Annotated in this window: 19 protein-coding genes; 10 read left to right on the plus strand and 9 right to left on the minus strand. The window is 38.4% G+C overall.

Features of this window, described 5'->3' with window-relative positions; translation table 11 throughout:
- Window positions 1–6: 6 nt before the first annotated feature.
- Window positions 7–1,032, minus strand: a complete 1,026-nt coding sequence (locus BM207_RS06235) for a threonine aldolase family protein (protein ID WP_090992712.1) — start codon at window positions 1,030–1,032, stop codon at window positions 7–9.
- A 255-nt stretch (window positions 1,033–1,287) separates the two neighbouring features.
- Between BM207_RS06235 and BM207_RS06240 the strand changes: the two genes are divergently transcribed.
- The 5 genes from BM207_RS06240 to BM207_RS06260 all read left to right on the plus strand — a co-directional run bounded on the left by BM207_RS06240 (window position 1,288) and on the right by BM207_RS06260 (window position 9,458).
- The gene (locus BM207_RS06240) at window positions 1,288–2,304 is read left to right on the plus strand and encodes a LacI family DNA-binding transcriptional regulator (RefSeq protein ID WP_090992713.1); all 1,017 of its coding nucleotides are present in this window, start codon (window positions 1,288–1,290) and stop codon (window positions 2,302–2,304) included.
- A gap of 439 nt (window positions 2,305–2,743) precedes the next feature.
- Window positions 2,744–5,701, plus strand: a complete 2,958-nt coding sequence (locus tag BM207_RS06245) for a SusC/RagA family TonB-linked outer membrane protein (protein ID WP_090992714.1) — start codon at window positions 2,744–2,746, stop codon at window positions 5,699–5,701.
- 13 nt (window positions 5,702–5,714) lie between these two features.
- Entirely contained in the window at window positions 5,715–7,298 is a 1,584-nt protein-coding gene (locus BM207_RS06250) for a RagB/SusD family nutrient uptake outer membrane protein (RefSeq protein WP_245768046.1), read from the plus strand.
- A 19-nt stretch (window positions 7,299–7,317) separates the two neighbouring features.
- The gene (locus BM207_RS06255) at window positions 7,318–8,325 is read left to right on the plus strand and encodes a SusE domain-containing protein (protein WP_090992716.1); all 1,008 of its coding nucleotides are present in this window, start codon (window positions 7,318–7,320) and stop codon (window positions 8,323–8,325) included.
- Between the two features lie 281 nt (window positions 8,326–8,606).
- Window positions 8,607–9,458 carry an N-acetylglucosamine kinase gene (locus tag BM207_RS06260; RefSeq protein WP_090992717.1) on the plus strand — a complete coding sequence of 284 codons (852 nt, stop codon included), beginning with the start codon at window positions 8,607–8,609 and terminating at the stop codon, window positions 9,456–9,458.
- 41 nt (window positions 9,459–9,499) lie between these two features.
- Here BM207_RS06260 and BM207_RS06265 read toward each other — a convergent pair whose 3' ends face one another.
- Window positions 9,500–10,189, minus strand: a complete 690-nt coding sequence (locus BM207_RS06265) for an NUDIX hydrolase (RefSeq protein ID WP_090992718.1) — start codon at window positions 10,187–10,189, stop codon at window positions 9,500–9,502.
- Between the two features lie 126 nt (window positions 10,190–10,315).
- Here BM207_RS06265 and pfkA point away from each other — a divergent pair, with 126 nt between their 5' ends.
- Genes pfkA through gap form a run of 3 tightly spaced genes read left to right on the plus strand, consistent with a single transcriptional unit; the run spans window position 10,316 to window position 13,151 of the window.
- Window positions 10,316–11,302 carry a 6-phosphofructokinase gene (gene pfkA / locus BM207_RS06270; RefSeq protein WP_090992719.1) on the plus strand — a complete coding sequence of 329 codons (987 nt, stop codon included), beginning with the start codon at window positions 10,316–10,318 and terminating at the stop codon, window positions 11,300–11,302.
- The gene (locus BM207_RS06275; protein WP_090992720.1) at window positions 11,299–12,141 is read left to right on the plus strand and encodes a hypothetical protein; all 843 of its coding nucleotides are present in this window, start codon (window positions 11,299–11,301) and stop codon (window positions 12,139–12,141) included. The genes pfkA and BM207_RS06275 overlap by 4 nt, the downstream gene beginning before the upstream one ends.
- Window positions 12,142–12,146: 5 nt before the next feature.
- Window positions 12,147–13,151, plus strand: coding sequence for a type I glyceraldehyde-3-phosphate dehydrogenase (gap, locus tag BM207_RS06280; protein WP_090992721.1), 1,005 nt, complete (start codon window positions 12,147–12,149; stop codon window positions 13,149–13,151).
- 488 nt (window positions 13,152–13,639) lie between these two features.
- On the opposite strand, the gene BM207_RS06285 is transcribed toward gap, so the two are convergent.
- Window positions 13,640–14,170, minus strand: coding sequence for a hypothetical protein (locus tag BM207_RS06285; RefSeq protein WP_090992722.1), 531 nt, complete (start codon window positions 14,168–14,170; stop codon window positions 13,640–13,642).
- Between the two features lie 506 nt (window positions 14,171–14,676).
- On the opposite strand from BM207_RS06285, the gene BM207_RS06290 reads away from it, so the two are divergent.
- A complete protein-coding gene (locus tag BM207_RS06290) occupies window positions 14,677–14,898 on the plus strand; it encodes a hypothetical protein (RefSeq protein ID WP_090992723.1) in 222 nt (73 codons plus the stop codon).
- Window positions 14,899–14,903: 5 nt separating this feature from the next.
- On the opposite strand, the gene BM207_RS06295 is transcribed toward BM207_RS06290, so the two are convergent.
- Entirely contained in the window at window positions 14,904–15,872 is a 969-nt protein-coding gene (locus BM207_RS06295) for a GAF domain-containing sensor histidine kinase (protein WP_090992724.1), read from the minus strand.
- A 2-nt stretch (window positions 15,873–15,874) separates the two neighbouring features.
- Window positions 15,875–18,244, minus strand: coding sequence for a sensor histidine kinase (locus BM207_RS06300; RefSeq protein WP_090992725.1), 2,370 nt, complete (start codon window positions 18,242–18,244; stop codon window positions 15,875–15,877).
- A 139-nt stretch (window positions 18,245–18,383) separates the two neighbouring features.
- Between BM207_RS06300 and BM207_RS06305 the strand changes: the two genes are divergently transcribed.
- Window positions 18,384–18,950, plus strand: a complete 567-nt coding sequence (locus BM207_RS06305) for an RNA polymerase sigma-70 factor (protein WP_090992726.1) — start codon at window positions 18,384–18,386, stop codon at window positions 18,948–18,950.
- A gap of 209 nt (window positions 18,951–19,159) precedes the next feature.
- Here the strand turns inward: BM207_RS06305 and BM207_RS06310 are convergent, their stop codons facing one another.
- The 4 genes from BM207_RS06310 to BM207_RS06325 are packed head-to-tail and all read right to left on the minus strand — an operon-like array spanning window position 19,160 to window position 25,536.
- Complete coding sequence (locus BM207_RS06310) at window positions 19,160–21,208, minus strand: glycoside hydrolase family 2 protein (RefSeq protein ID WP_090992960.1); 2,049 nt, start codon at window positions 21,206–21,208, stop codon at window positions 19,160–19,162.
- A gap of 31 nt (window positions 21,209–21,239) precedes the next feature.
- Window positions 21,240–22,718, minus strand: a complete 1,479-nt coding sequence (locus BM207_RS06315; protein ID WP_090992727.1) for an alpha-L-fucosidase — start codon at window positions 22,716–22,718, stop codon at window positions 21,240–21,242.
- A gap of 21 nt (window positions 22,719–22,739) precedes the next feature.
- The gene (locus BM207_RS06320; RefSeq protein ID WP_090992728.1) at window positions 22,740–23,927 is read right to left on the minus strand and encodes a glycoside hydrolase family 88 protein; all 1,188 of its coding nucleotides are present in this window, start codon (window positions 23,925–23,927) and stop codon (window positions 22,740–22,742) included.
- A 1-nt stretch (window position 23,928) separates the two neighbouring features.
- Window positions 23,929–25,536: a beta-N-acetylhexosaminidase gene (locus tag BM207_RS06325; protein WP_090992729.1), complete on the minus strand. Its 1,608-nt coding sequence runs from the start codon at window positions 25,534–25,536 to the stop codon at window positions 23,929–23,931.
- Window positions 25,537–25,629: the final 93 nt, after the last annotated feature.

Consider the following 25,629-nt stretch of genomic DNA (forward strand, 5'->3'; position numbering starts at 1 on the left):
ATCTGACTATAAGTGTAAAGTTGAAATTGCATTCATTGTTTGATCAATCATACCAGATGAAATATCTAAATGCGTTACAAATCTAATTGTTTGTTCGGAAGTCGTATTACACAGAATTCCTTTCTGCTCGAGTTGTTTTACAACACTTTCTGCCTTTAGGCCTTCAGCTACATCGAAAAGTACAATATTTGTTTCTACAGGCATTACGGCGCTGACAAAATTTGCACTTTTTAATGAGTCGCCCAGCGCTTTAGCATGTGCGTGATCTACGGCTAACCGATTAACATGATGATCAAGAGCATAAATTCCCGCAGCCGCTAAAAAGCCTGCCTGACGCATTCCGCCTCCAAAAACTTTCCTTATTCTCCGCGCTTTCTTAATCGTTTCCCGCGACGCTAAAAAAACCGAACCAACCGGGGCTCCCAGGCCTTTCGATAAACATACCGAGATTCCATCAAAGTATTTTCCATAGGCTGCAGCTTTATCGCCAGTTGCAACTAGCGCATTGAAGATCCTTGCGCCATCCAAGTGCAAATTTAAACCCTTTATAGCACAGAGATGATGAATTGGCTCAATATCGGTCAACCTATAACATTTTCCCCCACCCTTGTTCACTGTATTTTCTAAAACAACCAAACTAGAATTTGGGTAGTGGATATTATCGGCATTAATTTCAGGTTCAATCAACTCTGGAGTTAAAATGCCCCGGTCGCCATACAACAGCCGCACTGAAGCCAGGGAATTATAAGCAATCCCCCCACCCTCATATCGATACACGTGTGCGGTTTGATCGCAGATTACCTCATCCATTGGTTGAGTATAACATTTAATAGCTATCTGATTGCTCATCGTACCGGAGGGACAAAACATTGCAGCCTCCATGTTAAATAAGGCAGCAAGCTTTTCTTCTAGAGCATTTACCGTTTCATCCTCGCCAAAAACATCATCCCCCACCTTGGCGCCCATCATAGCTTCGAGCATTTCCGCTGTTGGCTTCGTAACAGTATCACTTCTAAAATCTATTTTACTCATTTTATGTCAGTTTTGCGTGAACAATTCAAATTCACAAAATTCATTTGCTAAAATACATTTTTAGTCTGCCTATTCACTAAATTACTTTCTAATCTCCTATTATTTCAGGTCAGAATCATTTCAGCCCCGCTTTAGCCAGTAAATTTCACTATATATAAATCAAATTATTAATCTTTTAATAAAAAATAGAAATATTTGCTTTTTTTTCCATTTATATTTACACCGAAAAAAAATACTTAACAGCCGGCGCGTAGAATGGATAACGTCAATATTAAAAAATTAGCGGAAGCACTTAAACTTTCAACATCTACTGTTTCGAGGGCATTTAGGGATAACAGCGACATTAATGCTTCAACTAAAGAACGCATATTGGCAATGGCTAAGCAAATGAATTATCAGCCCAACCACTATGCAAGTAATTTAAGAGAACAAAAAAGTAAAACAATTGCGGTAATTGTACCCGAGCTTGGCAATAATTATTTTTCTTTGGCAGTCCAAGGAATTGAGCGCATAGCAAGTGAAAAAGGCTATCATATTTTGGTTTACTCTACTAATGATCAATTTGAGAAAGAAGTTTCATTTATTAAACACTTACACAATGGCAGAGCCGATGGCATTATTATGTCGGTTACCGGAGAAGCAAATGACCACAATTATTTAAATGAGCTCTCCAAAAAACGATTGCCATTGGTGTTTTTTGACCGGGTTTATGAAGACATCATTACGCCCAGGGTGACGACCAATGATTATGAAAGCAGCTTTTCGGCCACCAAACATTTGATAGAGCAGGGATGTAAACGTATTGCCTATTTAGCCGTAAATAAAACATTATCCATTGGCAAGACCCGGATGCAAGGTTATATCGATGCCTTAAAAAAATACAAAATCCCTTTTCAAGAGGAGCTTATAATTGATTGTACCAATAACTATAAGGAGAATATTGATCATTTAAAACAATCATTTTCTCAGCTTAAACCCGATGGTGTATTTACTTCTGTGGAGCGTCTAGCCTTTGCTACCTACTATGCTTGTTACGACTTAAACATTTCTATCCCAAATGATTTAAAGGTAATCGGCTTTTCTAGTTTGGAAATTGCACCGCTGTTAAACCCAGCACTTTCAACGGTTACGCAACCCGCACTAGAACTAGGCAAAGCCGCCGCGTCTTTGCTTTTTAAGCTATTAGAAAATCCAACAACTACACCGGCAACTTCAGCGGTAATTCTAAATTCGAAGTTGATCAAAAGACGTTCTACTTCGACCGAAAATTAGGAGTTAAATCCTTCCATTTTGCAACCATAAAAACGCACTAGTTTTCATCAAAAAATTTAGCGATTTTCTAAAAACACGCCGAATCCGTCCTTAGTTTTCGCAACACGGTTGCATTTTCTTTCTGAATTCTCGGGAACGTTCCCGAAAACGTTCCCGAAAACTAACCAAAAAGAGCCTTAGTGTCTAAGTTACACTTTAAAAACTATTTTCAATTTATAAGTAATTGAAATTCAATAATATAAAAAATTTAGTATTTATTTTTAAAAATTAGTTTACCGTAATTTATTTGCTTTTTTTAATGTTTTACATCTATAAAATATTGCGCTGAAAATAAATATGACATTAAATTTTGAATTATAACGTACAGTACTAAATTTACCATAACATAATATACAACTAACACTAATCAAATATTTCACCTTTAAAACGGGCTTTTTTTATGAAAGTATTCTACCCTATTAAGCTTTGTATGTTGCTGCTTTTTGCACTCGGCGCATTAACAGTAGCTGCACAGACCGGAAGCGTTTCCGGCAAAATCTTTGACGACGCTAACATGCCAATTCCGGGAGCAACAGTACAGGTTGTTGGTACCCAAATGGTGATGCCTACCGACGCTAATGGAAATTACAAATTCTCTAACCTGGCTAGTGGAACTTATACCATCTCAGCAAGGTACCTTGGTTTTACTGCTCAATCGTTAACAGCAACCGTAGGCTCAGGAAATGTAGTTTTAAATTTTAGCTTAAAACCAGATCTACAAAACTTAAGCGAAGTAGTAGTGATTGGTTACGGTACTGCCGAGAAGAAAAATTTAACTGGCTCTATAGCCACGGTTAATTCAAAAGATTTTCAAAAAGGTACCATTACCACACCCGAACAACTTATCCAAGGTAAAGTTGCCGGTGTCACCATTGTCAATAATGGCGGCCGACCAGGAGGAGGCAGTGTAATACGTATTCGCGGAGGCGCTTCATTGAATGCGAGCAACGATCCTTTGATTGTAGTAGATGGTGTTCCTTTTAGTGGCAGCAGTATCGGGAACGCTCCCAATCCTCTTGCATTGCTCAATCCGAATGATTTCGAAACCTTCACAGTGCTAAAAGATGCAAATGCAACGGCTATTTATGGGTCAAGAGCTTCAAATGGAGTAATCTTAATTACCACTAAAAAAGGAGGTTCTGGTGCACCTGTCTTTAATTTCAGCACTAATAACAGCATCGCCACTGTCATTAAAAATGTAGACGTATTGAGTGCAGACCAAATTAGAAGTTATGTAAATGCCAACGGCACCACTGCTCAAAAGGCTTTACTAGGCAACGCTAATACAAACTGGCAGGATGAGATCTTTCAGAATGCATTCACGAGCGATAATAATTTTAGTGTAGGTGGCTCATTCCACAATGTGCCTTATCGTTTTTCTGCAGGATATTTAGATCAACAAGGATTGCTGATTACGGATAAGTTAACCCGAGCTTCTGGCGCATTAAGCATCTCGCCAAACTTTTTATCAAACCATTTAAAAGTGGAACTTAACTTAAAAGGTGCGCTAACTGAATCTCATTTTGCGAATGATGGTGCAATATCTAGTGCAATCCAGTTTGACCCTACCCAACCTGTGCATGCAACCAACTCTTTCGGCAACTACTTCGAGTGGACCCAAGGAGCTGTTCCAAATCCAAATGCACCGCGCAACCCTGTCGCTTTAATTCGTTTGCAGGACAATAATGGAAAAGCAGCCAGGAGTTTTGGTAATATCAAATTCGACTATTCATTCCACTTTCTGCCTGAACTTCATGCCAACTTAAACTTAGGCTATGATAACAATACCGGTTATGGATTTACCAGAGTACCAAATTTCGCAGCACAAAGCGCTTCCACAAGTGGTTTCTTTGGCAACCGTAAAAACAGTGAAAGTAACATCGTCTCTGAATTTTACTTAAACTATGCAAAAAATGTATCCAGCATTAATAGCAGATTCGATGCAACACTGGGATATGGTTATTATGATAACACTGCCAAAGGCTATAATTTCAGCACCTATAAAGGAACAGGAGAGCTATTAACCACCCCGGTGTTTCCATATTCGCTTGAACAAAACAAATTGCTATCTTATTACGGAAGAGTTGTTTACACCCTAGCCGAAAAATACATTCTATCTGGAACTATGAGAGCAGATGCTTCTTCTAAATTTTCCGAAGACAACCGTTGGGGCTATTTTCCATCAGCCGGCTTTACCTGGAGAATTATTGGCGAAGACTTTATGAAAGCCAGTAACACATTTTCTGATTTAAAACTAAGACTTAGTTACGGTGAAACAGGTAATAAAGACGGGATTGGAAATTACGACTACTTGTCCAAATATTATGCAAACAGCAATACCGGTCAATACCAAATTGGTGATACGTTCTATAACTATTACAGCCCGGCTGCTTACGACCCAGATCTAAGATGGGAAACTACCACTACCTATAATGCAGGCTTAGATTACGGATTTGCAAAAGGTAGGATTTATGGTAGCGTTGATGCTTATTACAAAAAAACAAAAGACCTTTTAAGTACTGTTAATATTCCGGTTGGTACAAACTTTAGCAACCTATTAACTACCAACGTCGGAAACATGGAAGTAAGAGGTATAGAAGGAAGCATCAATTTTGCAGTTATACAAAGTGAAAACACCACTTGGGATTTCGGGTTTAATGTTGCTTACAATAAACGCAAAATTACCAATTTAACTTTAAATCCAGATCCAGCTTCAAAAATTGGAGCGGGGGATATTGCTGGCGGAACGGGAACAACATTGAAATATAATTCGGTTAACCAGATACCCGGGGCTTTCTTTGTATACAAGCAAGTTTACAATGCTGGCGGAGCACCTTTAGAAGGGGTTTTCGAAGATTTAAACGGCGATGGCATTATTAGTACGGGCGATCAGTATTTTTACAAATCACCTGATCCAAATTTAACCTTTGGTTTCAACACCAATTTTAACTACAAAAAATGGTCAGTGAATACCGTATTAAGAGCAAACATTGGCAACTATGCCTACGAAAATGTTTCCTCAAACTTTGGTATCCGAACCAACATCTTAAGTCCAAGTGGCATTATCAACAATACAGGGGCAGATTTCTTGAATACCAATTTTCAAACTAACCAATATTTAAGCGATTACTATATAAAAAACGCATCCTTCTTAAAGATGGATAACATTGGTATTAGCTATAACGTTGGCCGCTTATCGAAAGTTAACAACAGCACTTTACGTATTTCAGCAAACTGTCAGAACGTATTTGTGCTAACTAAGTTTGATGGCTTAGACCCAGAATTATCATCAGGTATAGATTATAACTTATATCCAAGACCAAGAACTTATACCTTAGGTTTAAATGTTGGCTTTTAAAAATAATAGGAAGATGAAACACTCATTTAAAACAATATTGGCAACTGCAACTTTACTGTTGTCATTAAATTCATGCAAAAAAAGCGATCTTAACCTGAAGCCTGTAAATGACGTTACTTCAGAAACGGTTTATGCAAACGCCGCAGGTTACAAACAAGGTTTGGTGAAATTATACGCAAGTTATGCCTTAACAAGTTCACAAGGATCTGACGTAAGCGATATCGGTGGAATCAACTCAGGCTTTGCCGATTTCTTAAGACTATTTTGGACTTCTCAGGAGTTAACTACTGATGAAGCGATTTGTGCGTGGGGCGACGTAGGTATTCCAGAATTAAATAATGGTACCTGGGCGGTAGACAATGTATTTTTACGAGGATTATATTCGAGAAGCATTCTACAAATTACCGTATGTAATGAGTTTCTTCGAGAAAGCACACCAGAAAAATTAGCTGGAAGGGGAATTACAGGCTCCGCTGCTACAGATATCGAAAAATACCGTGCCGAAGCACGCTTCTTACGTGCTTATCAGTATTGGGTGCTATTAGATGGTTTCGGGAACCCACCCTTTATCACAGAAGATGATGAAATTGGTAAAGTAGCACCCAAACAGACTACCAGAGCCGCATTATTTGCTTATATAGAAAGTGAGCTAAAAGCAATAGAATCAACATTGGCTGCTCCAAGAACCAACGAATACGGTCGCGCAGATCAAGGTGCTGCTTGGGCTTTGTTGGCAAGGTTATACTTAAATGCGCAGGTTTACACTGGAACCCCAAAATATACAGAAGCGATCACTTATTCAAGCAAAGTAATTAGCGCGGGTTATGCGCTTAAAGCAAATTACAAAGATCTTTTCCTTGCTGATAATAATGTGAATAACCTGGAAACAATCTTAACCATTAACTACGATGGTTCAAAAGGTACTAATTATGGAGGGACAACCTTCCTTATCAACGCCGCCATAAATGGCGATATGAACCCAACCTCTTATGGTGTGCCAAACGGCGGATGGGGAGGTAACAGAACCCGTCAGAATTTACCAGCCTTATTTCCAGATCCCAATGGAAACGCAGATAAGCGCGGTACTTTCTTTGGCACAAAAAACAATGTAGACGAGGTTGGCGTATTTACAGATGGATTAAGAGTGACGAAGTTCAAAAATGTAACTTCTACCGGTACAACCCCTGCATCGCTCAATGGCACATTCAGTTCCTTAGATTTTCCTTTGTTCCGTTTAGCCGAGCAATATTTAATTTACGGGGAAGCCGTAATGCGTGGTGGCACGGGAGGTTCAATAGCGCAGGCAGTAACTTATATAAATGCTTTACGTCAGCGTGCATACGGAAATGCCAGTGGCAATGTAAGCACCATAAATATTGATTTCTTTTTAGACGAAAGAGGTAGGGAATTATATTGGGAAGGTCACCGACGTACAGACTTGGTACGTTATAATAAATTTACTGAAGGCACTTACTTATGGCCATTTAAAGGTGGAGTTAAAGCAGGAACGGCAATCCCTACTTTCAGAAATATCTTTCCAATTCCGGCAGCAGATTTAATTGCTAACCCTAACTTAAAACAAAACACAGGTTATTAATCATTAAGATATATAAAGAATGAAAGCAATACTTTTAAAATCATTAGCTATAGGCTTTATTGCTTTATCGCTATGGTCTTGCAAAAAAGACGAAACCCGGTCAGTTGCAAATTCGGGCACTGGGGGCACCTTAAGCTCATCGGCAACTAGCGTAGTGTTAGATAAGTCGATGCTTACCAGTAACGTCATCACTTTTAACTTAACTAACGCAGATTTTGGTTATGCAGCAGCGGTAACCAATGTGCTTCAATTGGCTGTTAAGGGAACAAACTTTGCTAATCCCAAAGAAGCTATTTTACCCGCCAATGCAACTGCCAAAGCCTATAACGGCTTAGATTTCAACAACCTTTTATTGTCATTAAATTTACCCACCACCGCAAATTCTGATGTAGAAATACGTGTTAAATCTTCCATTTCTACTGCGGTACCTCCGGTATTTAGCAATGTAGTTTCATTAAGCGCTAAACCATTCCCCCTCACTGCCTGGATATACGTACCAGGTAATTATCAGGGCTGGAATCCTGCAACAGCAGATAGTTTGGTTTCGTTAACAGGAAATGGTGTTTACACCGGTGTTATCGCGTTTGACGGAGGCAACTTTAAAGTAACTCCTGCTAAAAAATGGGATATCGCTTATGGAGACGCTGGGGGTGGAAAGATCAGTACGTCGGGTGGTGACATTAGTTCAATCTCTGCAGGTTCGAAAGAATTAGTTGTTGATCTAAATGCCAACACCATTACCATCACTCCGCTGGTTTGGGGCCTTATTGGAAATTCAATTCCAGGCAGTAACTGGTCGGTAGACTCGGATATGAAATTTATCAACGACGGAAAGGGGACTTGGAAAATAACGATCAATATGGTACCGGGCGCATTCAAGTTCAGGAAAAACCACGATTGGGGAACTAACTTCGGGGGCAATGCAAGTGGAACGTTAACAGGCGATGACATTAATGTAAGTACAGCAGGTAATTACACCATCACTTTAGATATTCCAAACAACAAATACATCATGGTAAAAAATTAAAACTAAACTCCTCACCGGAAGCATTCAAGAAAATCACGCGCTTCCGGTGAGGATATTTTTATCTCATACAATCTTCCTATACCGATTGTCTAATTGGTCTTATTTCTTCCCTCTTGGTGTATAAAATACACTTTCTAAAAACTTATGTTTTTCTACGTTTATCTTATTGTCTGATATAAATTGGATGTTAAGCAATAAAAAACTGAAAATTAATTTTTTATTTGAAAAAACCCACATATATTGGTGGACTTTTTAATTAAAACCTAAATAAAAAACCAAAAATGATTGTTATTGCAGATGGTGGATCAACTAAAACAAACTGGTGCCTCATAAATGAGGCAGGCAGAAAAATCCATTTTAATACAGAGGGATATAATCCATATTTTTCGGATAGTGACTATATAGAAAGCTCGTTGAAGAGTTCGCTACCAGATCATCTGGAGGCTGATAAATTAACTGAAGTTTATTATTATGGTGCAGGTTGTTCAACAGATGCAAAGCGCAAAATTGTGGAAGATGCAATGCAAAGAGTATTTGTGAACGCTAAAATTAATATTGGACACGATCTTTTAGCATCTTGTCGTGCTTTATTAGGCGACAACGAAGGCTTTGCTGCCATTTTAGGAACCGGAACCAACACTTGTTTATATGACGGTAACGATATTACCCTTAATATCGATTCATTAGGTTACTTTTTAGGTGATGAAGGTAGTGGAGGTTTTATGGGTAAAAGGATATTGGCCGATTATATGAAAGGTTATATGCCTAAAGGTTTAAGAGAAAGCTTTTATGACAATTATGCCCTCACCAATGAAGATATTCTAGACCATATCTATAATAAGCCATTACCAAACCGTTTCTGCGCAAGCTTTAGCAAATTCATTTACGATTTTAAGGAGAACTATGAGGACTACACCAATTCGGTAGTAGATTATGGCTTTACCGCATTCTTTGAAAATTTGGTTGTCCATTACCCTAACTATAAAAATTATGAGCTAAATTGCGTTGGCTCAGTTGGGTATAGCTTCAGAGATATTTTAAGTTTAGTAGCAGACAGATATGAAATGGGTGTTGGAAAAATTATCCGTTCACCAATAGATGACCTGGTAGATTATCATTTAAGCAAAAAATAATACTTAATCTTACTTTGACAAAGTTCTAAACTTTGTCAAAGTTAAAAGGAGATCTCCTTACCAAACAACTTGGCATATTTTCTTTTGTCGAATTTATAAAGTGTTGCTGCTCTGAACGAAACACCTTTTTGTTTTTCATCAAGTTCTTTAAGCACACCGAAACTCAATATCTTTTTACGGAAGTTTCTTTTATCTAGTTTTTTTCCTAAAATTAACTCGTACACATTTTGTACTTGAGTTAACGTAAATTTTTCCGGCAATAATTCAAAAGCGATCGGCAAATGCTTAATGCGACGTTTAATTTTCTCTAAACCTTTATCGAAAATGTGTTGGTGATCAAAGCCTAATTTGGGTAATTCGCGAACATTGATCCACTGTGCTTTTTTAGCATAAGTAGTAAGCGGTTTAAGCGCTTTATCTCCCCCTAAACGCAACATCGCGTAATAAGCAACTGATATTACTCTTCCTTGTGGGTGCCTGCCTACGTCACCGAACGTATAATATTGCTCCATATACACATCGCTCAAACCGGTAAGCTCGTGCAAAATACGTGAGGCCGACTGATCTACGCTCTCATCCTCTCCTACCAAATTACCCGGTAAGGCCCACCAATCTTTAAACGGTTCTTCATTTCGTTCTATTAACAAAATTTTCAGTTCTCCGCCGTCAAAGCCAAATAATACACAATCTATCGAAACTGCAGAATTAAACACAGGTAATACTTCTTTCAAAACAATATCGTTTTTAAAATATTTACAATTTTAGAACAAAATAAATACACTTATGCTCTTATTTCGTAAAAATAATGAAAAAAAATTACTTAGTGTAAAAAATACACACTATATTCGTATAGCAAAATGGAACCAAATATTAGAAATATTGCCGTATTAACTTCAGGAGGAGACGCTCCGGGCATGAATGCATGCATCAGGGCTGTTGTTCGTACTGGAATTTATCACGGTAAAAATATGTTTGGGGTAATGCAGGGTTATCAAGGATTGATCAATAACCACATTATCCCTATGAACGCCCGCTCTGTAAGTAATATTTTACATTTAGGAGGCACTATCTTAAAAACGGCTCGTTGTTTAGAATTTAAAGAAGACGAGGGTATGGAAAAAGCCTTCAAAAATTTAAAGGAAAAAGAAATCGATGGCTTAATTGTAATTGGTGGCGATGGAACCTTTACTGGAGCGCAACGTTTTGGCAAAAAATACGGTGTTAATGTCATGGGTATCCCAGGCACAATTGATAATGATTTGTATGGGTCTGATTTTACACTAGGTTATGATACCGCTGTAAATACCATTATCGAAGCCATAGACAAGATTAGAGATACGGCCGATTCACATGATCGTTTGTTCTTTATTGAAGTGATGGGTCGTGATTCGGGTTGCATCGCTTTGCGTACTGCAGTTGCAAGTGGTGCCGAAGCAGTTTTATTACCCGAAAAAGAAACGTCGCTTAAGGATTTGATCATTAAGTTAAAGGAAGGTGTTAACACCAAAAAATCATCGAGTATTGTGATAGTCTCCGAAGGAAATAAATATGGTGGAGCTTGGGATATTGCGAAAAGCGTAAAACGTAAGTTTAACCATTACGATACCAAGGTTACTATTTTAGGACATTTACAACGAGGTGGGAGTCCGAGTGGCTTTGATCGCATTTTAGGAAGTCGTTTAGGTTTTGCCGCAGTAAATGAAATGCTAAAAGGAGCAACGATGCAAATGGTTGGTTTGCGCGGTAATGAGATTAAATTGACTAGCTTAGATGTTGCTTTGCATATGCATAGCTACAAATTGGAAGACGATTTATTAGAAATGACTAAAGTATTATCCATATGATAGCCGTAGTTTACAGTGGTTCGAAGAGTGCTTTTTGGAAGATTGCCAGTAATGGGAAAACAGTTGCCGAGTGTACCATGCCTGGCATCAACCCATGCTTTAATGATCCAAAACATATACTTTACCTGTTAGGTAAAAATATTGCGCTTATAAATTACGCAGAACAAGTTAAGCGAATCTATGTTTTTGCCGCCGGCGCATCTGCTTCCGCTAAGCAAAAAGAATTAGCTGATACCTTGGGGATCTTTTTCAAGAACAGTAAAATCACTGTAAAAGACGATCTATATGGAGCTTCTATTGCCGCTTGTTATAACGAAACCGGAATTGTAGGTATTTTAGGAAGTGGATCAAACTGTGCTTATTACGATGGTAAAAATCCAATGCAAAATAATTATGGCTTAGGTTTTATTCTGGGCGATGAAGGCTCGGCAAACCACTTGGGAAGACTACTATTAAAGAAGTATCTGGAAGATAAATTGCCAACCAACCTGAAGCTAAAATTGGAAGAGAAATATAATGTTGATCGTCCGTTTGTATTAGAAAAAGTTTATAAAAAGCCAGGAGTACAACAGTATTTGAGTTCCTTCCTAGATTTTTACATCGAAAACAGAACAGACAAATATATTATACAACTAATTGACCAGGCTTTTGAGAGTTATTTCAAAATCTACTTGCTACCAACCACTACAAAACACCCCGACCAAGAAGTTCATTTTGTAGGTACTGTTGCTGGAACTTTTCAAGACAGATTGAGAAACACTGCGCAAAAGCATGATGTTAATATTATATCAATAACGAAAGAACCCATCTATAATTTACTAAATTATTATTCAAATTAAATAAAATGACTAAAGTAGGAATAAACGGTTTTGGCCGTATTGGCAGACTAGTATTTAGAGCTGCATTGAAAAGAGGACTTGATATTGTTGCGATCAATGATTTAATTGAGCCAGATTACATGGCATATATGCTTAAATATGATACTACCCATGGCCGTTTCGATGGTACTATCGAAGTAAAAGACGGACATTTGGTTGTTAACGGAAAAACGATTCGCATCACGGCAGAGCGTGATCCGGCTAACTTAAAATGGAATGAGGCCGGTGTAGAAATTGTAATCGAGTCGACCGGTTTATTTTTAACCCGTGCTGATGCAGAAAAACACATCGCAGCTGGGGCTAAAAAAGTGGTATTTTCTGCCCCTGCTAAGGACAGCGACATCCCTACTTATGTAATGGGTGTTAACCATCACAAACTAACCGCAGATCAAACGATCGTTTCCAACGCATCATGTACTACAAACTGCCTGGCTCCTATCGCTAAAGTATTAAACGACAATTTTGGTATTGTTGAAGGGTTAATGAGTACTATCCATGCGGTAACAGCAACTCAAAAAACAGTTGATGGCCCTTCGGCTAAAGATTGGAGAGGTGGCCGTGGTGGTTTCTCTAACATCATCCCTTCGTCAACAGGTGCTGCAAAAGCAGTAGGTATGGTGCTCCCTGAGTTGAAAGGTAAACTAACCGGTATGTCGTTCCGTGTTCCGGTAGCCGATGTATCTGTGGTAGATTTAACCGCACGTTTAGAAAAACCAGCTACATACGAGCAAATTAAAGCAGCGATGAAAGCAGCTTCAGAAGAAGGCGATCTAAAAGGTGTTTTAGGCTATACTGAGGATGAGGTTGTTTCTTCAGACTTTATCGGCAATGACCACGCTTCAATCTTTGATGCTGGTGCTGGTATTTCATTGAACGATAACTTTGTGAAAGTTGTTTCATGGTACGATAATGAGTGGGGCTATTCATCAGCACTAGCCAAATTTGTTGAATATTATGGCACATTAAAATAGGTAAGCGTAAAATATTTGCTAAAAAGCTACAGGTAAATTACCCGTAGCTTTTTTTATGTCTACGCCAAATTAATTCATATATAAATTCAAAATTTATTAGTATTCATAAAGATAATAGTCGGAAAAACATTTATTTAACAAAAATTTAACAGAAAAAATCAAACTAGTTAAAACAATCAGCTTACCTTTACGTTTGTAAATAACAGTTTTAAGCATCATAAAAGCAGTTTTGTCATTTGAATAACAGAAAATAAAAATATTTTAAAAAATACTTAGTGTAAATTATACACCATTAGATATTATTTATATATTTGCATCATCAAATTGTGCTAAAGCAATGAGGCGCTAAAAGAAAGAAAATACATTCCGCTTTAAGGAATAAAAGAATAACCCGTTCATACAGGTTTATATTTGGTTAGAAAAAGAGATCAGTCTGGATGGATGATCTCTTTTCTTGTTTAAAGAGGAATTCTACTTTAGGATAATTTTTAATCTATTCCGAGAACAGATTTATAATAATCCTCATATTGTTCTCCACCAGCTTTTAAAGCAGCAATATAGGCAACATCTACAGCACGTTTATCTCTCTCATCTTCTTCGTAATCTTTAACAATCATTTCTCTAAAGAACTTCATGATTTCAACCAGAGCATCGAGAAATTTACTTGAGTTATCAGCGCACCAGAACATTATTCTCCCTGAAAAACCATCATAAGCAACTATTTTCCCATTTGATTTCAATATCCCCAATCGGTCATTAATATCCCATCCAAAAAATATAAATTCTTCATCTTCATATAAATCTGGGTCAAATGTTATATCATTAATATTCAATAAACTAATATCATTTGCTTTAATAAGGTCTATAATTGGGTTATCAGAACTTCCTTGTAAAGAATTATGTTGAATGACAAAAGAATTTAACAAAAGGTTTACCAGCTCATCACTATGAGTTGGACTTAATTCTTCTGCAGAAGGTTTCAATTTCGCAATTTCGTTTATAAATTCTTGACTGTTCATCTCATGAATTCAATGCCACAATATACCCATTATTCATCATATGAGTTTTGCATCTGTCAACTAATTTAATTAAATTTGAGTTCGAGCGTTGCACTTTATCTGGCGCAATAAAACCACCAAAAACATTTTAATTTAATTTTTTCGGTAATCCTTCGGTAAAACGAGGTATCCACTCCTACCCTTACAGGTACTTTAAAAAGGGTGAGTCCCAGTTGAGTCCCACTTGAGTCCCAGTTGACACCCACTTTTGGCCAAAAAACTGGGACTCTATCGGGATGTTACTCAGCCACACCTGTTAAACATGGTTGATCAATCCCAGCGCTGGTAATAATGTGGTACGAAAACACCTAAAACAAAAGATAAGAGAGTGAGCTAAGGAAGTATTTATTCCCGGCAAGATACCATGACTAGCTGCGTTGTGAACAGTACCAAAGATACAAAAAAAGCGGATTAAAAACCTTTTTCCATCTAACCTTGTTTATAGTTTAAATTTTAAAGCTAAGACTATGGACATTGAAGAAAACATTGCCGGACTTGGTAAGAATCATGACCAAGCAGCCCGTGACCATGATATCGCAAAAAAACAGAGCGAGGCTAAGCCAGCTGCCGAAAATTTAGATATGATGCCAAACAGTGTGGCGAAGCCCCCAATTCACCAGGAGGCTGAAAATTATCGTAAAGAAGAACATCAAAAGGCCGACGATTGGGAAAACCACGTAGAAACTTAAAAGTTCTAGATAGGCATCTTAAAGGTAAAACAAATAAATTCATCAGTTGAAGTTACTTCGAGTTGACCTTGGTGTGCCTCTGCAATCTGAGAAGCTACGTATAAATCTAAGCTTAAAAGATCAACATCAATTTTTTCACCCTTACTGGTTATGCGCATTAAAAACTCTTTCGCATCAGCGCTAACCTGTACTTGAACGGGTTCACCGTCTATACCATGACGTATTGCGTTACTTATTAAATTGCTTAAAAGCTGAACCATACGTCGTCCATCACAGCTAAAAGTCGTTTCTAAATTAATTGCAAATTCAATTTGATAACTTGGTGAGGAGGCCCGGAGTTCTTCAACGAGCTTTGTAAAGCTTTCAGCTAATGGTTCTTCACTCCATTCTAATTTAATACCATTTCCCAGATGCCCTCTTGCAAAATCGAGCATATTTTCAATTAGCCCCTTCATCCTATTTGTTGAACGCTGAATAATCGTACCCATTTTTTGAACTCTTTCTTCGCCCGGCAACCTTAATAAGAGCTCTGCAACATTTAATACAGCCGCAACAGGGTTTCGTATATCGTGCCCCATAGCTGCGATAAACTTGTCTCTCCGTGCTGCCAGTTCTAGCTCGTGTTGTTCCTGTAAATGATAAGCAATGAGCGCTGCAAATAGCTCGAGCATATGGGTAATCGCGGTTTTGTTATGGGCAACAGGCTTTGAATCTATAACACAGAGGGATCCGAACACTTGTCCGTCTTTTTTAACAATAGGAGTAGCTAAATAGCTCGCAAAACCAGCCTCACCCACCATTTCATCACCCGGCAATAAACCTAATTGAATGTCATCTTTAACCAGATATAGGATATTACGATTGTTGGTTAACTGCACAATGGCAGCAAAACCCATACCGGTGGCTTTGCCAATTGCTGTTAGCATAGCGGCTAAATTATTTTGGTTAATTCCTTCGCTTTGGCTACCCATCATTGCTACTTAAAATACACTTTAAAGGTCGTTCCTTGATTAAGTTGGCTTGTTACTTCAATTTTCCCACCCAAAGCTTCGATCTGATTTTTGGTAATAAATAACCCATAGCCCCTTGCGTCGGGATTACCGTTAAAAGTTTGATGCATACCAAATATTTTATCGCCGTATTTTTTCAAATCTATGCCAATGCCATTGTCAGCAACGGCAAGCACCTGCTGCCCGTTTTCAGCTGTGCAGGTTAAAGTTATGATGGGTGGCGTATCGTGACGGCTATAGCGAATTGCATTGGAAATAAGGTTTAACAAAACACTTTCCAAATAGGCACGATTATAATTAACCAGCACGTTTTCGGGCACTTTATTGATAATTGACACCTGCTTATTTAAAATATGCGCATTTAAATTAGCTAAAGTCCTTTCGATATAATCATTTAAATTTAGGGCCTCTACAATGATATTAAGGCTGCTTTGAATATTAACTACGTTATTTAAATTAAGCAACGTTTCGTTAAGATTTTCTGCCACTGTTTTCAATAATTGAACCATCTCATTTCTTTCATCCGCCGTACTTGCATTTTCTATCAGGCTAATAATACCTTGCATGTTACTGGCATGGGATCTCAAATTATGAGAAACTATATATGAAAAATTCAGCAACCGTTTATTTTGTTCTGTTACCAAGTTAAAGGAGTTATTGAGCGCAACCTCTGCTTGCTTCTGAGTAGTGATATCAATCATGATCCCTCTAAGTTTCAAGGGCTGTCCTTGTTCTTCAATTACCGTCACAATATCGCGGATCCATACAATCGAACCGTCTTTTGCAATCATCCTATAAGAGGCATCAAGCTGTTTCTTTTTCTGCAGATTTAGTTCCAAATACTCAACCAGCCTCGTTTTATCATCAGGATGTAAGTGGTCGAACCAAAAACTGTTACTACTCATCCATTCTTTAACGGTATAGCCCAAAATATCCTTTACTTTTTGGCTTACAAAAATGGGAATATGTTCTTCCATATAGCTTTCCCACACAATGCCATCAATAGTATTGATCAGCGATTGTATCCGCTGTTCTGATTCGATTAGTACAAGAGCAGCGGCCTTTCTTTCGGTCGAATCTTCTAGAATAACAATATGGTTGGTAGGCTCTTCACCAACATTCCAAAGAGCAGTTATCGTTACGTTACCCCACTTAACTTGGCCACTTTTACCGATATACCTTTTTTCGGTATTAACTTGTCGAACGTCGCCGTTCAAAAACAATTTAAACAACCGGGAGTCTTCAACTACATCATCTGGGTGGATTAACGACTTTATTTTCTTGTCGATAAGCTCTTCTTCCGTAAACTCTAAAAAATCACATAAATATTTGTTAACCTCCAATAAAGCCCCGGTTTTAGTGTTTACTCTGGCTATGCCAACGGCCGCATTGTCAAAAATTCCTTTAAATTTACTTTCGGTATTTATAAGCATTTCCCCCTGCTTAGTGAACATCTGTTGCAAATCGGCTTGTTTAATGATCAATCTTGTAAGCAGGTAGCTTGATAAGATCGCCAAACTCAATCCAAAAAGTATCGTACTGATTAATTGAACCCATACGTCAGATTTATTGAGATAGGTTACATATAACTTCCAATCACCATCAGGAAAAATAATGGACTTCGACTGATCAAAATCATATGCTTCCTTTGAGTCAAGAAAGAACTCTTCTTGTTTACTTTCCGAATTGATCTTAGAGAACTGAAACCTGTAATTCTTATACTTGTTATTGTTAATTCCTGAACTCTTAAAGAAAGTATCTAATTTTATGACTATTGCTGAAAAGCCCCAAAATTGATCATTGATAAACACAGGTAAGCGACCAACCAGACCCACACCTCCTTGATGAAGTTTTACAGGGCCCTGGTAATACATTTTCTTAGTCTCAATGGCTTTTTTGGCTTCCGAAACTGTTCTGGGAACGCTCTTAAAAAGATCTAAGTTTAATGCCCCCTCGTTGCCTTTTAAAGGATATATATATTTGATTACCCCATTTGGAACTAATTGTACAGCCTGCAAATGTGGATTTGATTGAATCAGCTTTTCTGCAACTGTGTTAAAATTTTTAGGTTCTCCTTTGTCATCAATGGTTAATGCCAATGTAAGGGAAACAGTATAATTATTTTTAAGGGACTGCTCAATATTTTCTTCTAACTCATTCAATATCCCCGTAACTTCCTTGTTTTGATCTTCGATGTACAGTTCATAACGCTGATAAACAATTAATGCCACAAAGGTGAGTAGAAATAAAAAAAACAAAAAACCAGTTATTCTTGGCTTTGTTAAAAACCAGTTAGCCGTGTTATTGAAATCTTTCGTAACCTTTGAATGAGCCAAGAAAATATTGATTAAGGAAATGAGTGCTATAAATATAGTAAAATTGATTAAAACTAAAACGGTTGACTACAATAGATGTTTGATTATTAGTTGAATTGTGTTAGTTTTGGTAGTGTCAAGCAAATTAACAATTTGAACAATGTTCTCTTATGGCACACTCTCTGATGTTGAATTAACTGAGTTATTAAAAAGTGGCGATGCTGCGGCATATACCATCATTTATAACCGTTATTTTGATGTGCTTTATATACACGCTTACCGAAAACTAAATCATAAAGAGGAAGCACAAGATGTTATTCATGAGCTTTTTACGCAATTATGGACAAAAAGAGACATAATTGAAATCAAAACTAGCCTCGCATCCTATTTGTATAGCGCAGTACGCAATAAGGTCCTCGATTTAATTTCCCATCAACAGGTTGAATCAAAATACATGAGTTCCTTGCAGAATTATATGACGCAGGGTTTTTGCATTACCGATCATGGAATCCGTGAAAAGCAATTAGCTGCCCTTATTGAAAGAGGAATTGCAGACTTACCGCCGAAAATGAAAGAAGTTTTTGAACTAAGTCGCAAACATAAGTTAACGCATAAAGAAATTGCCGAAAAGCTCAACCTCTCAGAACAAACAGTGAAAAAGCAGGTTAACAACGCGTTGAAAATATTACGCGTAAAGTTAGGCACCATGCTTTTTCTAAGTTTTTAAGAATTTTGTGAAAGAAGGTAGAAAGCGTCATTGCGAGGCACGAAGCGTCATTGCGAGGCACGAAGCGTCATTGCGAGGTAGGAAGCGTCATTGCGAGGCACGAAGCAATCTGATTAGAGATTGCTTCGCTGCGCTCGCAATGACGGGCTACTTCGTTTGGAGGGGCTACTTCGTTTGGAGGGGCTGCGCTCGCAATGAAACTTCCTACGTTATTTTAGGTTCCAGGTAATTTCATCACTGTAATTTTTAGAAACCACTTTAAGCACGTTCTTCCCCTTTTTCAGTTGAATGTTCTCAAAAACGTAATGAACAGGAACACTTACTACCGACGGTTTAGCTGCAATTTTTTTCCCATTTACATAGAGAATGGGTTCACCAACATTGGAATAAACTGTTACTGGTGTCACTGCGTTTACACGCTCCGTAGTCCGGCGCTCTGTAAGATATAACACTGGTTCTTTACTCCAATTCGCTTTGTACCAATAAAAACTATCTTTTTTTATTTTACGGTCAAAAGTAACCAAACCCTTCATATTTCTGGCAGGCATACTTCCCCTATTCCACATGGGCGTGGCAAAATCGAATGTATTCCAAAGGTAAGATGCTGCTATGATTGGATTTTTTGCTATGATCGGCCATTGAATTTCATGGGTTTTAGTCGCAAAATTCTCTGGATATTGTGGTAAAGTGTAATTCCAGCTTTCTTTTAGGGTAGCCTGTTCTTGTTGTTGAAATATATTGGCATCAGCACCGTACTCAGAGAGCATGATTAAATTGTTAGGATATTTTTGTTCCAAACCAGTGGCCCACTTTTCGAGGTCTCCAATTTTACCCTCATACCAGCCGTAATAACGATTCATACCCTGGATATCTGCATTTAGATTGGTTGGTCTATCCATTTCGCCATAACCGCTTACAGCTACGGTATAACGATAGGGATCTAACGTTTTTGCTAAATCATTTAACTCACGCGTTAACACTGCAGGGAAATCTGCAGGTGTTTTTCCATATACTTCATTGTGTAAGCCCCACACATAAATTGCAGGGTGGTTGTAGTTCTGTTTAATCAATTCTTCCAATTGTTGCTTGGCATTGTCTGCCTCTTCCCCTGTATAGGCATTTACAAACGGAATCTCGGCCCAGATTACAAAACCCATGGTATCACATTGTGCATACAAATATTCCGCTTGCTGGTAATGGGCAAAACGAATGGTAGTGGCACCCATTTCTTTAATAATCCCTAGATCTTCTTGATGCTGACTATCACTTAGTGCGCTGCCATAGCCCCACCTATCCTGATGCCTGCATACTCCATTCATGGTATAGGGTTTGTCGTTCAACATCATCCCTTTACCCGCTACCAATTCGAACTTGCGCAAGCCTAAAGGTTGTGTAACTTCATCTATCACCACATCAGCTTTAATGAGCCTGGTTACTACCTTATATAAATAAGGATTGTTAAAACCGTCCCACAGTATAGGATCAACCACTTTGAGATCTTGTACAAACTGTTGCCTACCTTGCGTGGTGACATGATGTGTACTTAGCTTCTCTAAAATCTTTTCTCCTTTTTTATTGTAAATAGTGCTACTAATGATTATGTTTTCAGCTTGTTTACTTACGTTTTCTACTTTCACCGCAATGCTCACATCGGCGCTGCTGGCACTTACGTTTTTTTGAGAAATATAAATACCTGGCGATGCGTAGTCGGTGGTAGTAATATTAATCTTATCAGTTACAATTAAACTAACAGGTCTATAAATACCTCCATATATACCAAAAAGAAAATGATTTACTGGGATCACATCTTTTCGGGCCTTATTGTTTGCCTTAACTAAGATGGTATTCATTTTACCTAATTGCACTGCATAGGTAATATCAAAACAGAATGCACTATAACCTCCTTTATGGGTGCCTATCAATTTATTGTTTACATATACTTGAGCTACCTGACCCACCCCCTCAAAACGCAAGAACAAGCGCTTATCTTTATACTCGTTCCCAAAGGTGATTTCCTTTTTATATTGCCCCTCTCCTTCATAAAAGTCCTTCGATAGCTGCATATCTGTGGCATTCCATGTGTGTGGCAGCGTTACTTTTTCCCATTCTTTCTGAGCGCTTGCATCATTCGTCTTCTTAAAGGTCCACCCAGTATTAAAAGCGAGGTTTTGTCGCAACGATTGTGCAAGAACCGTGTTTGCACGCCAGTTCAAAATAAATAAAAGGCTAAAAGTGGAATATATTATTCGTGTGTTCATTCGTATGTGTTGTTGTGTCTTAAAGTGCGGATTAGGTTTTTGCCTCTCCAAAATTGTTGCTTCTACCTGTTGCATTGATCAATTCGATGCTTACCACAAATGGCGACGTCGCATTTAAATTAGCTGGCAACTGAATATCATAGTAAATATTTCCATCTCCGCTCATACCCATATCAACAGTGGTTATATTAAGCTTTATATTTCCAATTAGCAAAACTGCATTGGCTGGCTTTTGCTTATAACTTCTGGGAATAGCTAGCCGTAACGTTCCATTTACAGGTTTGTTTATTACCGTAAGGAATAGTTTATTGTCTTTTTTGGTATAATAGCCGTAATCTGGCTTTGGAAGGCCTGCATATTTCGCACCATAAATAGCTGCTCCATTTACTTTTGTCCATTCGCCCAGTTTAGCTGCCGTGATGCTTTCTTCTGGTCGGATGTTTCCCTTCCCATCCGGACCAAAATTAACGACCAAATTTCCATTCATCGATACAGCGTGGAGCAGCATATCAGTTAAATCATGGGCAGTTTTAATATAGGACGATTTCCAGTCTGAATTGTAGCCCCATTGATTGGGTGGTATTGTCATCACACAATCCCAATCCCTACCCTCCAGCACTTCTATACTTTTTGGTAGTTTCCGTTCCCATCCTTGCTCATAGTCGCCCATCATTTTTCCGTTCGAGTCAAAGTGGCGTTTACCATTTTCATCTGCACGAAAGCGACTTCCAATAATTAATCCCGGATGAAATGCCCGTAGCTCCTTTTCCAGATCATCGGCAAACTTGCTTTGTTTAACCCAGGCAGCATCCCAGGTTCCATCAAACCACAAACCTTTTGTTTTCGGGTAATTGGTTAAAAGCTCAAGCAGCTGGTTTCTGGTAAACTGTTTAAAATCTTCATAAGCGAGGCTGTCCTTAGCGGTTTTTGGTACGCCCGATCTATAACCAGGGTGGTTCCAATCTATGATAGAAAAATAGAGATAAACATCAATTCCCTCGGCATCATACGCATCCACTACTTGTTTTACGATATCCTTTTTATAGGGGGTGTTTGTGATGCTGTAATCCGTGTATTTACTTGGCCATAAAGAAAATCCATCATGGTGCTTCGTGGTAAAAATCAAATACTTAGCTCCCATATCTTTGGCTTGTTTTGCCCATTTTCTGGCATCGAAAGCTACCGGGTTAAACTGCTTATACAAATTATCGTAAGTTGCTTGCCAGTTAGCAGGCGCCGAGGCTCCTCCCCATGAACGGATCCATTCTGCAGCTCCATTATAAGATTTACCCTCCCAATGTCCGCCCGGAATCGCATATACACCCCAGTGTATAAACTGTCCGAGGCCGTAGCTACGCCAACGTTCCATCATCTCGTCGGTACGGTTGCCAATTCTATGGCTACCATATTTTAAGGGGATTGTATCTGTTTTGCTTTTTGTTGTCTGTTGGGCATAAGTGCCTCCTGTTGCAAGCACGAGGAGTGCAATGCCTAAAAATAATCGTTTCATTATGTTTGTGCTTGTATTACGCTATAAATACCAATTTTTATACCTTAATAAGGCTTCTAAATAATAATAATCGGCATACGTTAGAGGAACATCTACCTCCGAATTGCCGGGCAAAGAGCCAGTGCTGTGCATAAGTAAAAACCCACCATTTTCACCTAAATTTGCGCGATAGGCAGTAGTTGACAGGGAGGTTAACATTTGCTGGGCGACTGCCACATACTTAGTTCGTTCCTGTTTGCTAGTATATTGGCCCAATTCCAGCAAAGCTGATGCAATAATTGCGGCGGCCGAAGCATCTCTATTTGTTTTGGGATCGGGAATGGTTGGGGCATTAAAATCCCAATATGGAACTTTATCTTGGGGCAGATTTGGATGATTTAAAATAAATTTTGCGATATTTTTAGCTTGCTTTAAGTAGCGTTTATCTTTAGTAGACCTGAACATGACAAGATAGCCATATAATCCCCATGCCTGTCCGCGGCTCCATGCCGATTCATCTGCCGCACCCTGTGCGGTTTGTTTTTTTACTACTTCCCCGGTTTGCAGGTTATAATCTATTACATGATAGGAACTATAATCATTGCGAAAATGGTTCTTTAATGTTTGGTTAGCGTGTTTAATGGCTATTGCTTTAAATCTCGGATCTCCACCATGATCACTTACCCAGTTCAATAATTCCAGGTTCATCATATTATCAATGATCACCGGGCCTCCCCATTTTTTACTGGCGTTCCACGATTGTATCACCTGGGCATTTGGGCGGTAACGGGTACTCAGCGAAGCCGCAGCCGTATCGACCGTTTTGCGATACGCAGGATCTTTAAGAATACGATAAGCATTCCCAAAGCTACAAAACATCATAAATCCTAAATCGTGGTTTCCTGTAAAGTGTTTTTCTTTTTCCAGTATATTCAAGCGTCTTTTTGCTTCGCTTAAAATGGCTGTATCGCCGGTATATTCATAAATATACAGCAGGCTTCCCGGAAAAAAACCGCTGCACCACCATTTAGTATCACTTGTTTCTATTTTACCAGATTGTTGGTAATACGTTTTTGGCATCACCGTTGGTGAAACATTTTTAGCTAATACTTTATATTGCTCCCTTGCAAATTGAAACTGATCTTCGATCAATGCTTTCATTTGTTGGTTTTGGGCGATTGCAGTACCGGCCACCATACACATTAGCAGGGCTGTTACAAATTTCTTCATGTTAATCTATATAATTTTGGGGCTGTTTTTTTTCTGTCACAGGCTCGGGATGAAATAAAGGATTCATTGGATCATAATAATATAGGCCAGCTTGTTTATATAAGCGCATATGAGTTTTCATTTTCATCATAAACCGATCGCTGCTTTTGTTTTCAACGGTAGTCCATGCCGCTTCTGCAAGGGCTGCAATTCGGGGAAATACCAGGTAATCCAATCTTTGTGCGGTAGGCGCAGTTTCTGTCCACAAATTACCCTGAAGCCCTAAGATATGCTGACTTTGGGAAGGACTGTCTATAAATTTAAGTGGGTTAAAATCATATACCTGTTGAATAGGATTATATAATTTACCCCATTTACGTCCATATTGATGTGTGCTATCTTGCACAAAATCAAAATACAAAGGCAAGCGCGGGCATAATACTGTTTGATACTTATTATTCAGCGCTGTTTTTAATTGCTTTACCTGATCATGTCGCCACCAAAAGATAACCGTTTGATCGGTAGGTAAACCGGCATCTACCATTTCATCCCAAACCAAAACTTTACTATTCATTTGATAGACCGAATCGGCCATTCTCTTCATAAAATAGCGTTCTACAGCCTTATCATCTGCTAAATTTTCACGCTTTCTAAGATCCGCAATTGCCGGATCAACTTTCCATTTTTCATTTCCATAACTTACTTCATCACCACCTAGATGAATTAAACCTGCCGGGAATAAGACGTTTGTTTCCTTTACGATGTTGGTGAGATATTGATAAGTAGTTTCTTTACCGGGGTTAAAAGTGAATTCGGGATGTGCTTTTGAACCGCCTCCAGAGTGCTCTGGATATGCCATATTGGCCGCTGTTGCATGGCCAGGCATATCGATTTCAGGAATTACCGTGATAAAACGATCCGCAGCATAGCTTACAATTTCTTTAATATCGTTCTGTGTATAATACTGTGCGGGCGCATTGGGATTGAGATAATTTCCAATACCCCCTATCAATGATAATTTTGGGTATTTCTTTATTTCTAAACGCCAACCTGGCTCATCGGTAAGATGCCAATGAAAACGGTTTAATTTGTAAAACGCCATCCAATCTAAGATCTCCTTTACCTTTTCTTTTCCATAAAATGCACGGGATTCATCAAGCATTAAACCTCTCCAGGCATATGCAGGCTGATCAGTGATCGACAATGCAGGAATGGCTAATGTCTTGTTCCCTGGTTTGGCTGTTCTAACTAACTGTAAAAAAGTAGTGATCCCATAAAAGATCCCTGCTTCTGTAGGCGCAGAAATGATTACTTTATGGTTGGTAATGCTTAGCTTATATGCTTCTTCATTAATTTTATTTTTACCCTTATTGGTGAGCGACAAATAAATACCCGGACTTTCGGATTGAGCAACAGCATTTAGGCTCAATTTTCCAAATGTTTGCAGTTCATTCCGTAAGTACCAACTCAACTTTTGCAGCTGTTGTTGCGGCGCAACGATTACTGTTGTCGGGCTTAAAACAAAACTGCCTTCATTTTGCTCAAAACTATTGGGCATTGGAATAAGTTGCTGCTGTGCAAGGGCCTCAAAGCTGAGGAATGTGAATAGGAGTTGATAAATTAATTTCATTTATAATACTTTGTGCTTGAAAATTCATATGGGTCCAACTTCTTAAAAATACATAAATAATTTTCTTTTAGAGATAACGTAACCGTTTTCCTA

This window comes from Pedobacter insulae, from assembly GCF_900113525.1.
Taxonomy (GTDB): Bacteria; Bacteroidota; Bacteroidia; order Sphingobacteriales; family Sphingobacteriaceae; genus Pedobacter; species Pedobacter insulae.

Coding starts and splice junctions, on each gene's coding strand:
- pfkA (WP_090992719.1), top strand. CDS start 10,316: ATGGAACCAAATATTAGAAATATTGCCGTATTAACTTCAGGAGGAGAC.
- BM207_RS06235 (WP_090992712.1), bottom strand. CDS start 1,032: ATGAGTAAAATAGATTTTAGAAGTGATACTGTTACGAAGCCAACAGCG.
- BM207_RS06275 (WP_090992720.1), top strand. CDS start 11,299: ATGATAGCCGTAGTTTACAGTGGTTCGAAGAGTGCTTTTTGGAAGATT.
- BM207_RS06310 (WP_090992960.1), bottom strand. CDS start 21,208: ATGAACACACGAATAATATATTCCACTTTTAGCCTTTTATTTATTTTG.
- BM207_RS06290 (WP_090992723.1), top strand. CDS start 14,677: ATGGACATTGAAGAAAACATTGCCGGACTTGGTAAGAATCATGACCAA.
- BM207_RS06325 (WP_090992729.1), bottom strand. CDS start 25,536: ATGAAATTAATTTATCAACTCCTATTCACATTCCTCAGCTTTGAGGCC.
- BM207_RS06260 (WP_090992717.1), top strand. CDS start 8,607: ATGATTGTTATTGCAGATGGTGGATCAACTAAAACAAACTGGTGCCTC.
- BM207_RS06245 (WP_090992714.1), top strand. CDS start 2,744: ATGAAAGTATTCTACCCTATTAAGCTTTGTATGTTGCTGCTTTTTGCA.
- BM207_RS06305 (WP_090992726.1), top strand. CDS start 18,384: ATGTTCTCTTATGGCACACTCTCTGATGTTGAATTAACTGAGTTATTA.
- BM207_RS06285 (WP_090992722.1), bottom strand. CDS start 14,170: ATGAACAGTCAAGAATTTATAAACGAAATTGCGAAATTGAAACCTTCT.
- BM207_RS06315 (WP_090992727.1), bottom strand. CDS start 22,718: ATGAAACGATTATTTTTAGGCATTGCACTCCTCGTGCTTGCAACAGGA.
- gap (WP_090992721.1), top strand. CDS start 12,147: ATGACTAAAGTAGGAATAAACGGTTTTGGCCGTATTGGCAGACTAGTA.
- BM207_RS06320 (WP_090992728.1), bottom strand. CDS start 23,927: ATGAAGAAATTTGTAACAGCCCTGCTAATGTGTATGGTGGCCGGTACT.
- BM207_RS06250 (WP_245768046.1), top strand. CDS start 5,715: ATGAAACACTCATTTAAAACAATATTGGCAACTGCAACTTTACTGTTG.
- BM207_RS06295 (WP_090992724.1), bottom strand. CDS start 15,872: ATGATGGGTAGCCAAAGCGAAGGAATTAACCAAAATAATTTAGCCGCT.
- BM207_RS06255 (WP_090992716.1), top strand. CDS start 7,318: ATGAAAGCAATACTTTTAAAATCATTAGCTATAGGCTTTATTGCTTTA.
- BM207_RS06240 (WP_090992713.1), top strand. CDS start 1,288: ATGGATAACGTCAATATTAAAAAATTAGCGGAAGCACTTAAACTTTCA.